Source organism: Halarchaeum acidiphilum MH1-52-1 (assembly GCF_000474235.1).
Taxonomy (GTDB): Archaea; Halobacteriota; Halobacteria; order Halobacteriales; family Halobacteriaceae; genus Halarchaeum; species Halarchaeum acidiphilum.
On record NZ_BATA01000084.1, the window covers coordinates 1 to 9,976 of the forward strand.

At 73.6% G+C, this 9,976-nt stretch carries 13 protein-coding genes; 3 read left to right on the plus strand and 10 right to left on the minus strand.

What is annotated here, in order from left to right:
- A partial coding sequence (locus tag AOZ13_RS11985) for a radical SAM protein (RefSeq protein WP_148294594.1) occupies positions 1–1,002 on the minus strand: 1,002 nt, incomplete at its 3' end.
- Between the two features lie 142 nt (positions 1,003–1,144).
- On the opposite strand from AOZ13_RS11985, the gene AOZ13_RS14570 reads away from it, so the two are divergent.
- Positions 1,145–1,303 (plus strand): DUF7559 family protein, encoded by a 159-nt coding sequence (locus AOZ13_RS14570; protein ID WP_020222338.1) that lies wholly within the window; start codon positions 1,145–1,147, stop codon positions 1,301–1,303.
- Positions 1,300–1,695, plus strand: coding sequence for an Hsp20/alpha crystallin family protein (locus AOZ13_RS11990; protein ID WP_021780695.1), 396 nt, complete (start codon positions 1,300–1,302; stop codon positions 1,693–1,695). The genes AOZ13_RS14570 and AOZ13_RS11990 overlap by 4 nt, the downstream gene beginning before the upstream one ends.
- On the opposite strand, the gene AOZ13_RS15085 is transcribed toward AOZ13_RS11990, so the two are convergent.
- Together AOZ13_RS15085 and AOZ13_RS11995 are read right to left on the minus strand one after the other, a co-directional pair.
- On the minus strand, positions 1,696–1,917 hold the full coding sequence (locus tag AOZ13_RS15085; RefSeq protein ID WP_234402874.1) for an FAD-dependent oxidoreductase: 222 nt from the start codon (positions 1,915–1,917) through the stop codon (positions 1,696–1,698).
- On the minus strand, positions 1,914–2,750 hold the full coding sequence (locus AOZ13_RS11995) for an NAD(P)/FAD-dependent oxidoreductase (protein WP_234402875.1): 837 nt from the start codon (positions 2,748–2,750) through the stop codon (positions 1,914–1,916). Before AOZ13_RS11995 ends, AOZ13_RS15085 begins: the two co-directional genes overlap by 4 nt.
- 186 nt (positions 2,751–2,936) lie before the next feature.
- Between AOZ13_RS11995 and AOZ13_RS12000 the strand changes: the two genes are divergently transcribed.
- Complete coding sequence (locus AOZ13_RS12000) at positions 2,937–3,155, plus strand: hypothetical protein (protein WP_021780697.1); 219 nt, start codon at positions 2,937–2,939, stop codon at positions 3,153–3,155.
- On the opposite strand, the gene AOZ13_RS12005 is transcribed toward AOZ13_RS12000, so the two are convergent.
- From AOZ13_RS12005 to AOZ13_RS14260, 7 genes are all read right to left on the minus strand, one after another.
- A complete protein-coding gene (locus AOZ13_RS12005) occupies positions 3,152–3,931 on the minus strand; it encodes a DUF7388 family protein (RefSeq protein WP_049934109.1) in 780 nt (259 codons plus the stop codon). The two genes, AOZ13_RS12000 and AOZ13_RS12005, sit on opposite strands and share 4 nt — an antisense overlap.
- A gap of 140 nt (positions 3,932–4,071) precedes the next feature.
- Positions 4,072–4,665, minus strand: a complete 594-nt coding sequence (locus tag AOZ13_RS12010; protein ID WP_020222460.1) for an NUDIX hydrolase — start codon at positions 4,663–4,665, stop codon at positions 4,072–4,074.
- A 46-nt stretch (positions 4,666–4,711) separates the two neighbouring features.
- Positions 4,712–5,251 carry a DUF7109 family protein gene (locus AOZ13_RS12015; protein ID WP_021780699.1) on the minus strand — a complete coding sequence of 180 codons (540 nt, stop codon included), beginning with the start codon at positions 5,249–5,251 and terminating at the stop codon, positions 4,712–4,714.
- A gap of 27 nt (positions 5,252–5,278) precedes the next feature.
- A complete protein-coding gene (locus AOZ13_RS12020) occupies positions 5,279–6,370 on the minus strand; it encodes a glycosyltransferase family protein (RefSeq protein WP_021780700.1) in 1,092 nt (363 codons plus the stop codon).
- Positions 6,371–6,418: 48 nt separating this feature from the next.
- Positions 6,419–7,306: an SDR family oxidoreductase gene (locus AOZ13_RS12025; RefSeq protein WP_021780701.1), complete on the minus strand. Its 888-nt coding sequence runs from the start codon at positions 7,304–7,306 to the stop codon at positions 6,419–6,421.
- Positions 7,306–7,737, minus strand: a complete 432-nt coding sequence (locus AOZ13_RS12030; RefSeq protein ID WP_020222976.1) for a DUF5791 family protein — start codon at positions 7,735–7,737, stop codon at positions 7,306–7,308. Before AOZ13_RS12030 ends, AOZ13_RS12025 begins: the two co-directional genes overlap by 1 nt.
- Positions 7,738–7,773: 36 nt before the next feature.
- Positions 7,774–9,976, minus strand: a 2,203-nt coding sequence (locus AOZ13_RS14260) for a DUF7286 family protein (protein WP_049934110.1), incomplete at its 5' end; no start/stop codon positions are given.

Here is a 9,976-nt window from a genome sequence, read left to right on the forward strand (position 1 = left end):
GCACTCGTCGGCGGTGACGAGGAGGTTGTTCTCCTCCTGCACGACGGGATCGGCGGATTCGAGACCGAACGCCGCGGTGTCGCCGGGCGTGTTGTGCTCGGCGATGACGCGGATCGCTTCTCTCGACCGCTCGGGGTAGTCCACGATCGTCACGGGGTTCATGTTGTCGAGGTGAAGCGTCCCGAGGTCGGGCACGACAGAGCGAATGCCCCCATACAGGTCGCGAAGAGCGTCCGGATTCGGCGCCTCGCCGTCCCCCCCGTACGCGAGGATGTCGGCCTGCCGGCCGATGCGGAAGTCCGCGACGCCGGAGTCGGCGAGCGCGGCGACCTCGGAGACGACCGATTCGGGGGTGCGGAAGTCCGGATCGCCGTACATCGGCTCCGTGCAGAAGGAACACCGGTAGGCGCACCCGCGCGAGGTTTCGAGTTCGGCGATGAGGTAGTCGGGGTGGTTCGGGTGTTGCTCGACGACGAACGCCCCGGATTCGGCCCAGCGATCGAGTTCGTCGTTGTCGCGATAACGGTCCTCGAAGCCCTCGAGACCGCTCGAAACGAGATCGTGGGCGGCGGCCTCGACGTCCGCCATCGCGAGGAAGTCGAAGTCGAGGTCGTCGCGCGCCATGTCCTGCGCGCCCGCGTTCTCCTCGCCGACGCCGAAGCGGATCGGGCCGCCCATGAGGCTCGTGCCGTCGGCCGTCCACGCGAGTTCGCGCACCTCGTCGGGTTCCGCGGGCGTCCCGCCCACGTACTTCCCGGGAACGGTCATCCCGCCGAGGTAGATCATGAGATCCGCCTCCTCGACGTCAAGCCACCGCGAGCGCTCCTCGCGGAGCGCGTCGATGGTGTGGTAGGTGATCCGCGATTCGGGGACGCCCGCGTCGACGAGCGCGCCCGCCGTGTAGCGCGGATACGTGGAGATGTAGGGCGGCACACCGAAGTGCGCCGGCTCGTCGACGTAGCCGTCCACGATGGTCACGTCGAGCGTCGCGGGATCGGTCATGGGTGCGCGAAGGGGACGGACGCGTAAAAACGCGACCGTCCGGACGCGGCGCGCGGGCGGAGAGGCGCCGAGCGGGCGCGACGTGCGGGCCGGATTCGCGGAAGCCCGCGCGTTTATTGACCCTGCGGTCGAACGCACGAGCATGCCCGCGACGATGGAAGTCACCTGCACGGCGGACGGCTGCGAACTCGACATGGCCGAACTCCACTACACGTACGACGCGCCGGACGACGTCTCGGCCGCCGACCTCCGGTGTCCCTACTGCGGGTCGGAGTCCTCCCTCGAAGAGATCGAGCTGTGAGCGATCTCGTGACGTACGGCGAGGCCGCGAGCCGCGCCGTCCTGAAACGCGTTGGACGAGCCGCCAGCCGCCTCCAAGAGCGAACGCCGCTTCCCGTCGACGTCTTGGAGAGCGAGGAGGAGTACCTCGTCGTCTTCGACGCGCCCGGCGTCGAGGCGCGCGACGTCACGGTCACGGCCGAGGACGGCGGCGTGAGCGTTCGCCTCGATCGCTTCCGCGACTACCGCGACGGCTTCGAGACGCTGCTCGCCGGGCGCGCGCTCTCGCTCGACGGCCACGCGGACCTCCCCGCGGACGCCGCGCCCGGCGCCGACGGCACGCGCGCCGACCTCCGCGAGGACGGGACGCTCCACGTCTACGTCCCGCGGGGCGAACGCGTCGCCGTCGAGTAGCTACCCGAAGCGCGTCGGGTCGAACGCCGCGACGCCGTCGCGCTCCCCGAGCACGTCTTCCGCGAGGCGCTCGCCGGCCGCGGGCGCGCGCATCAGCCCGTGACCGTGCCACCCGGCGCCCACGTACAGCCCGTCCGCCACCTCGCCGAGCAATGGGTCGTTGTCCGGCGTCCGGGCGCAGACGCCCGCCCACGAACGCTGTACCGGCGCGCGGGCGTTCACGACGCGCTCGCGGAGGCGCGCAGTCGTCCGCTCGCGAAAGGCCTCGTCCGCGTCGCCGTCGTAGTCGTCCGGGTCCGCGGGTGCCGTGACGCCGTCGCCCGCGACGACCCCGCGCGGGTGCGGGCGAGCGTAATACTCCCGCGTCGCGTCGTAGAGGATCGGGATGGCCGGACCGTCTGCGACGAGCGCCTGCACCCGATAGGTTCGAGCGGGACGTCGACGCCCGCCTCGGCGAGCACGCCGCCCGTCCACGCGCCCGCGGCGACGACGACCGCGTCGTACGCCTCGCCGTTCACTCGCGGCGGATCGAGCGCGACAGTCGCCGGCGTTCCCGTCCGTACGTCCGCGCCCGCCTCTCGCGCCTTCGCGGCGAGCAGATCGACGTAGGCGACGGGATCGACCGTACCGGCCGTCCGCGCGATCCCCGCGGCGACGATGTCGTCCGCGCGGAGCACCGGGAACTCCCGGCGGATCGCGTCGGCGTCGAGCAGTTCGACGTCGCGGTCGTGGTGGCGCATCCGCTCGACCTGCTCGCGGATCGCGCCCGCCGCCGCGCCGCCCTCCGTGACGAACCAGAGGTACGGCGTGTGAGCGAAGCGGAAGTCGCCCGCCCCCGAGAACGCGCGGAAGCGCTCGATGGCGCGCTCGGCGAGCGCCACGTCGACGTCCTCCGCGTAGGCGTCGTACGCGATGCCGGCCGCGCGCGCCGTGCTCCCCGCCCCGAGGTCGTCGCGCTCGTACAGTACGACGTCCGCGCCGCGCGACGCGAGGTCGTACGCGGCGGTCAGGCCGACCGCGCCGCCGCCGACGACCGCGACCCGGCGCGCCGTCATCGCCCGCACCCCGCCGACCCGCGATCGTCGCGTCCGTCTCCGTGCATACCGACCGGTGGCGCGGCGATCACTTCAACGTGCGCGGATTCGGCTGGGGTCGGTCCTCCCGCGTCGTGACGCCCGCTCGCGACGACTTTCACTTTCACCGCGCGCACGGGTGAGTTATTACCATCGTTCGCGCGTAGCGTGACGTATGAGCGTCGACGGATACGACGTCGTCGAGGAGCCGACGGGGGAAGAGGCGCGCATCGACGTCACGGAGACGTCGTCGTCGAGGAGCCGACGGGGGAAGAGGCGCGCATCGACGTCACGGAGACGTCGTTCGCGTGGGTGCGCTCGTTCGTCCGCGAGCGGGACGCGCACTTCGAGCGCGACGGCGAGAGGACGTACCTCGTGCTCGACTAGCGAAACGCCGCGGGACCGCGGGCCGGGTAGCCGACGACGGTGTCCGCGCCCGCGGCCTTCAGTTCCGCGACGCGCTCGCCCACCGTCTCCGCGTCGCCGACGAGCGCGTAATCTCGCACCGCGGCGGAGAGCACCTCGCGTGCGCGCCCGCTCGCCGTGCCGTCCGTCGCCGCGCCGTCGGGGAGCGCGCGACGCACGGGACCGCGCCGCGCCGCGTAGGCGCCGACAGCGTCGAGAACGGCGTCCTCGTCGTCGGCGAGCACGACGGGCGCGTAGAGCGAGACGTGGCCGTCGTAGCCGGCCGCGCGGAGCGCGCGCAGGTCGCGGTCGGTCGAGCGCGAGAGCAGTTCGAACTGGCCGGCGCCCGTCGCGAGCGCGAGGCGCTCGATGCCCTCCGTCCCGACCCACGCGTCCGGGTTGGTTTCGACGGCCGCGCCGAGGCGGGGTGCGACGCGCTTCTCGCACTCGGCGTCGTCGAGGTAGGCGCTGTGGCCGGCGACGAAGACCCGACCGGCCGCGTCGGGGAGCGTCGCCGCGATCGAGTCGTCACCGAGCGGATCGAACCCGCTCGCGCGGACGGGGACGGTGATCCGGAGGTCGCGCGCGGCCGCGAGGTCGGCGAGCACGGCCGGATCGGGGAGGTGCTCGCGGCCCTCGTAGTCGACGACCACGGTGTCGAAGGGGAGATCGCTCGCGACGGCGACGTCACACTCCAGCGGCTTCAGCGCGACCGCGTCGATGCCGGACTCGCGGACGCGGGCTTCGGCGCTCAACATCGCGGGACCTCCGCGTGCGCTCGACGGGGACGAATCACTCTCACGAAGGGGATCTCAGAACGGTGCCGGAACGCGACCACTCGTCTGTGCGACCATGTGTACTCGTGGTACGCCGCGGAGGCGGCAAAAGCGTAGCGGATTCACCCCTCGACGTCCGGATCGACGACGCGGTCGGGGTCCGACGGGCGCTCCCAGTCGCAGGCGAGTTCGAGGAACTGCGCGAGGATGCGCCCCGTCGCCCCCCAGACGGTGTAGCCGGCCACGCGGAAGAAGTGGACGTCGATCTCGCCGTGCTCCGGGTGGTCGCGGCGTTCGAGTTCGTGGTTCGCGGGATCGGTGAGCGCCGCGAGCGGTAGGACGGCGATCTCGGCCACCTCGCGGCGGTCCGGGTCGTACTCGCGATCCGGGACGCGCGCGACGACCGGCGTGATCGCGTACCCCGTCACCGTCTCGATGTCGTCGAGGCGCCCGACCACGCGCGCCTCCTCGGAGCGGAGACCGATCTCCTCCTCGGCCTCGCGGAGCGCCGTCGCCGTCGAGTCGGCATCGCTCGGCTCGCGCCCGCCACCGGGAAAGCTCATCTGCCCCGGGTGCTCGCCGAGGTGGTCGGCGCGCTTCGTGAAGAGGAGCGCGGGTCCCTCGGCGCGCTCGACAACTGGCACGAGGACGGCCGCCTCGCGCTCCGCGTCCGCCACGGTATCGGGACGGTGGGCGGCGATGCGACCGAGGTCCATACCGGTGTGCAGACACCTCGCCCCCTTAACCGTTCCTCGCGCCGCGTCACCGCGCGTCGTCGATCGCCTCCCGGACGTCGGCGAAGTCCGCGCCCGTGAGCGCCGCGGCGTCGTACGTGACGTCGAGGAGCAGGTCGGGATCGGTCGCGGAGGCGTCGTCGCCGGAGGTGTCGGCAGTTTCCGTCTCGTCGTCCTCTGCACCCGTGGCGGCGAGCGCGGCGACGTCGGCGTCGAGTCGCGCCCGGACCGCGGTCTCGACGGTCTCTCGTGGAAGATCACGACGCGGCGCGTCGAGGAGGTGCGGGAGGTCCTCGCCGCCGTCGGGGAGCGTCGGGAACGCCCGCGGGCCGGGAACGAGGAGCGGCGCGTCGGCGTCGAGATCGGCGAAATCGAGACCGACGCCGCCGTCGATCTCGACGAGCGCGTACGTCTCGCGGGCGTCCTCGACCGCGGCGTCGTGCGAGTCGCGATCGTGGTCGTCGCCGCGGCGCGCGGCGAGATCCGCGACGGCGTCGGCGAGTTCGGCGCGCGTCAGGCCGCCGAAGAGGTCACAGACGCCGGCGAGTTCGTCCGAATCGAGGGTCACTGGTGTCCCGTGCGCGCCGCGGGCGCTTCAACGTATCGCGTCCAGATCCGCGTTCGCGGCCTCGCGGACGTCCGCGGGCGAGAGGGGCGCGTCGTCCCACGCGGGGAGGCGCGCGTCCGGTCCGGGCGGCGTGACCGACTCGCGATACGTCTCGATCTGCTCGCGCTCCGCGGCCGCGTCGTGCTCGAAGCCGTTGAACGCCGCGTCGGCCGCGTAGCCGCGCTCGAAGCGCTCGGCGGTCTCGACGTATCGCCCCGGGAGCGTCCCGTAGTCCGGATCGACGCCCGCCTCCTCGACGGCGCGCAACAGCGCGTCGCCGACGCCCGCGCTCATGTCGCCGAGTCCCGTCGGCCCGGAGACCGAGCGATGGTCGTGTTCGTAGAAGCCGAGGTCGACCTGCGCGACCCCGTCGACGCCGACCGCGCGATGGGCTTCGCCGAGCGTGCCGACCTCCAGCCCCCAGCGGCGCTGGACGCGCAGCGAGCGCGCGACGTCGGCCGTCATCGCGCACTCCCCCGCGAGCGCGTAACGGAACGCGCCGAGATAGTCGAGGATCGCGGCGTCGTGACGCTCCGCGAGCGCCGCCACGAGCGGCTCGTAGAAGAGTCGAAAGAGCCGCCCGTAGAGCCGGCCGGACTCCACACGGGCGTAGTACCCCTTCGTGAAGTCGAAGTCGCCCGCGAGCGGCGCGAGGAGCTTCGGGACGTCGCGCTCGTCGTAGCTCTCCGCGTCCGCGTCGTGGAGGACGACGTGCGCCGAGTTCGCCGCGAGACCGAGCGCGAGCCAGACGTCCCGGCCCTTTCCGGTCGCGCCGTCGAGACCGGCGGCGTCGAGCAGGTCGGCGACCCGCGGTCCCGAACACCAGAGCACCTCTAGGGGGAGGTCGAACCCGTCCAACCACTCGCAGAAGGCCGGGACGCGCTCGGCGGACGCGCGCAGCGGGACGAGCACGCGCTCGGGGTCGAGCGTCGCGAGCGTCGAGAGGACGCCCTCCGCGGCCAGCCCCGCGTACTCCCGTTCGGTCATCGGGACGACGACCGTCGCGCGACCCACGGGGGCGTCCGGCGCCGCCGCGCCGTAGTCGTGGAGCGTCGCCACCCGCTCCTGCGTGTACTCCATGCGGGAGCGTAGGCGGACGGACGGGAAAAGCCGGCCGAAGCGCGCGCGTCAGCGCCCGGCGCGGTACGCCCGCACCGCATCGGCGTACCCCTCGCGGAACGTCGGATACGCGTACTCGTAGCCGAGGTCGCGGAGCCGCGCGTTCGAGCAGCGCTTGCTCGTCGTGAGCCGCCGGCGCGCCGCCTCCGAGAGCGAGTCGTCGGCGAGGCGCTCGTCCCGGGTGAGCTTCGCGGGGCGCTCGACGCCGCAGGCGTCCGCCAGCCAGTCCGCGAAGTCGCGTCGATCGACCGGTTCGTCGTCCACCGCGAGCACCACCGGCTCGTCGGTCTCCGTCAGCGCGAAGCGGACGATCCCGGCGGCGTCGTCCCGATGGAGCATGTTCAGGTACCCCTCGACGACCGATCCGGTGATGTAGCGCTCCAACCGGGAGCGCTCGGGTCCGTAGAGACCGGCGAAGCGGACGACACGCCCCGCCATTCCGTGCTCGGCCGGGCGCTCGCGGGCGACGCGTTCGGCCTCCGCGAGCACGTCGGTCTTCTCGGTCGTCGGCCCTAGTGCAGTGTCCTCGTCCACCCAGTCGCCGCCGTGGTCGCCGTAGACCCCCGTACTCGACGTGTAGACGAACTGACTGGGACTCGCTTCGCGCTCGCCGAAGGCGTCGATCGCGGTCCGCAGGCCCTCGACGTAGACGCGGCGCGCGGCCGCGGCGTCGCGCCCGCCCGAGGACGCCGCGAAGACGACCGCATCGACGTCCGGGACGCGGTCGAGGCTCGCGGCGTCCGTCACGTCCGCGCGCACGGCGTCGAAGCCCGCGTCGCGGATCGCGGCGAGACCGTCGTCGGAGCGGCGCACCCCGATCGGCTCGTGGCCGGCCGCCGCGAGCTGCCGGCCGAGTTCGAGACCGACGTAGCCGCAGCCGAGGATCGCGACCCGCATCACCACGGGTTCTCGACCGCGAGGTGGCGGACGACGCGCGCGTACTCGTCGAGCGTCATCTCGCGGCGCCCCTCGACCTTCTGCTGGAGTTCTTTCGCGTCGAGATCCGTCTCGATGCCGCGCCGGAGCGCGTCGACGTCGACGACGGCGGAACTCATCTGCAACATCAGGTGATCGCGGACCTCGAGCAGGTAGTCGTCGGCCGCGGGGTAGTCCGGCGAGCACGACAGCACCGCCGCCGCCTCCTCGACGGTGATCGTCGCGTCGTCGTCCGCGAGCAGCGACTCGACGCGGTCCGCGGAGAGATCGGTCTCCCCGGCGACGCCCTCGGCGCCGCGTTCCTCCACGACGGCGGTGAGCGCGGCGAGGTACTGGGTGCGGAGTTCGGCGGGGGACGTCGCCTCGGGATCGGCGATTGCCTCGGTCAGCATATCCGATCGTTGGCGCTCGGGATAAATGGGGGTTTCTCACTCGCCGCTCGCACCCCACCCCGGCGACACCTCGACCATCCGGCCGACGTCGCCGACGCCGCGCGGGCCGGGCGGGACGACCGCGACGACGCCCGTGCGGTAGTCGAAGCCGAGCGCGGTGTCGACGCCGAGGGGGTCTGCGCGACCGTCGCCGTCCACGTCGAGCGTCACGGGGGCGTCCGCGCGGACGTACCGGAGCGTCCCGCCCGCGACGCCCGGCCGACCGAGCGGCGCGTCGACCTCGAAGCGGGCGTACCCGCCGCGCGCCGCGATCTCCCACGCGTTCGCCGTGACGTACCACTGGCCGGGCAGCGGGAGGATCGGGAGACCGGACGGGAGGAGCGCGAGCGTCGAGCGCTCCAGCGCGGCTTCGGCGGCGGTCTGCGTCGCGTCCGCCGCGGCGGTGGCGACGGCCGACCGGACCGCGGACCGGACGGGATCGACGCGCGAGCCGTGAATCGTGAGGTCGCCGGCCGCCCGACGCGCGCGGACGGCGTGCTGGAGGCGCGCGGCGAGGAATCCACGTCGATCAGCGCCCTCGCGGGCCGCCGCCGCGGCCACCGCGGCCGGGAGCGAGCCGTTCGCCACTGCGAGCGCGCGCGTCGCGGGCGTCGGCCAGCGCGCGAACGCGGCGTCGAGAGCGCGGCCGCGATCCGCCGCCGAGAGGCCGGTGTGCGCGCTGAGGACGTCGTTCATCGTCTCCCGCGCCGTCCCCGTCGCGTCGCGCACGTCGCGACGGAGCGTCGCCCGATCCGCGCCCGCCCGCTCGGCCGCGCGGAGCGTCGCGGCCGCCGACGCGTACGACACCGGATCCGTCTCCCCCGTCGCGAGGAGGGTCAGAACCCTCTCGACGACGTCGGCGGACGGGACTGTAAACAGATTGACGTTCCGCGCGGCGAGCGGGTAGTCCGACGCCTCGACCGGCGCATCGTCCGGCGTCACGCGGGCGAGCGAGAGGTAGGCCGGATCGGCGGAGACGCGCATCGGGATCGGCGGGGCGTCCGGTCCCGCGACGGGCGGCGGCGTGACGGACACGTTGTGCGCGGCGAGCCGATCGCGAAGCGACGCCTGCGCGGCGGCGAGCGTCGATCGTCGTGAGGCGACGAGCGCGCGGACGCGATCCGCGTACGTCTCGCGAGCGAGCGCGGCGGCGCGTTCGTCGACCGTCGGCGACGCGGGCATCCGGTCGACGGTCGCGTCGATCGACGCCGGGAGGGAGGCGAGCGGGTCGCCGTCGAGGAACGCGCGCCGCTCGGCGTGCGCGGTGACGTTCCGGAGCGCGGCGTGCGTCCGCGCGAGCGCAGCGACGACTGCCCGCCGTCGCGACGCGGGCACGTCCGGATGGAGGACGAACGAGCCGTCGTCGATCGTGCCGTGGATGGCGCGGAGCGCGAGGTGCCGACCGAGCGCGTCGTCGATCGCGTCGCGAACGGCGCTCGATCGAACCCACGCGCGCCCGTCCGTCGGCGTCGGCAGCGCGCCGCCGGAGACCGGGCGCGCCCCCACGATCACGACGGCGCGATGGCGCTGATAGTGGTAGCGCAGCGTGCGGGTCGCGGACTCGATCCGCGCGTAGCCGTCGGGGAGCGTCGGGTCCGGGGCGTCGCCCTCGGTCGAATCGGCGACGACGAGGCGGACGTCGACGGCGTACGCGCGGCGGATCACTCCGTCGAGCGAGTCGGCGCCGCCGTCGCCCGCGAACGCGACGAGCGCGTCGTCCGCGGCGGGCGCGAGCGGCACCGGTTGGGGGTTCGCGGTGCCGGGTTCGAGTCTCGAGAGCAGGCGCCCCGCGGCGTCCGCCCCCGTTCCGTTCGCCTCGCCGACGGCCGTTTCGGCGCCCACGAGGAGATCCCGACCGGCGACGGTGACGGCGGCGCGACGCGTCGCGCTCACGCCGAGCGGGTCCGCGCTCCCGAACGCCGCGCGTTCGAGCGAGAGGACGTTCCGGTTCGTCACGAGCGCGACGTGTCGGTTCGCGACGACGTCCGCGATCGGCGCGCCACCGTGCTGCGCGAGACCGCGGGCCTCCGCGAGGGCGGTGAGCGAGACGGTCGCGCGGCGCGCGAGGCCCGATCCGGCGGCGACGCCGCGATGCAGGCGCGTCTCGAACAGTCGGACGCGACGGTGCACCGCGAGCACGGGCGTCGGCGCGGTGACGGTGACCGGCCGCTCGCGGGACTCGACGACGCCGCCCGCGCGC

Coding starts and splice junctions, on each gene's coding strand:
- AOZ13_RS14570 (WP_020222338.1), top strand. CDS start 1,145: ATGCCCGCGACGATGGAAGTCACCTGCACGGCGGACGGCTGCGAACTC.
- AOZ13_RS11995 (WP_234402875.1), bottom strand. CDS start 2,750: ATGACGGCGCGCCGGGTCGCGGTCGTCGGCGGCGGCGCGGTCGGCCTG.
- AOZ13_RS12005 (WP_049934109.1), bottom strand. CDS start 3,931: ATGTTGAGCGCCGAAGCCCGCGTCCGCGAGTCCGGCATCGACGCGGTC.
- AOZ13_RS12010 (WP_020222460.1), bottom strand. CDS start 4,665: ATGGACCTCGGTCGCATCGCCGCCCACCGTCCCGATACCGTGGCGGAC.
- AOZ13_RS12020 (WP_021780700.1), bottom strand. CDS start 6,370: ATGGAGTACACGCAGGAGCGGGTGGCGACGCTCCACGACTACGGCGCG.
- AOZ13_RS12025 (WP_021780701.1), bottom strand. CDS start 7,306: ATGCGGGTCGCGATCCTCGGCTGCGGCTACGTCGGTCTCGAACTCGGC.
- AOZ13_RS12030 (WP_020222976.1), bottom strand. CDS start 7,737: ATGCTGACCGAGGCAATCGCCGATCCCGAGGCGACGTCCCCCGCCGAA.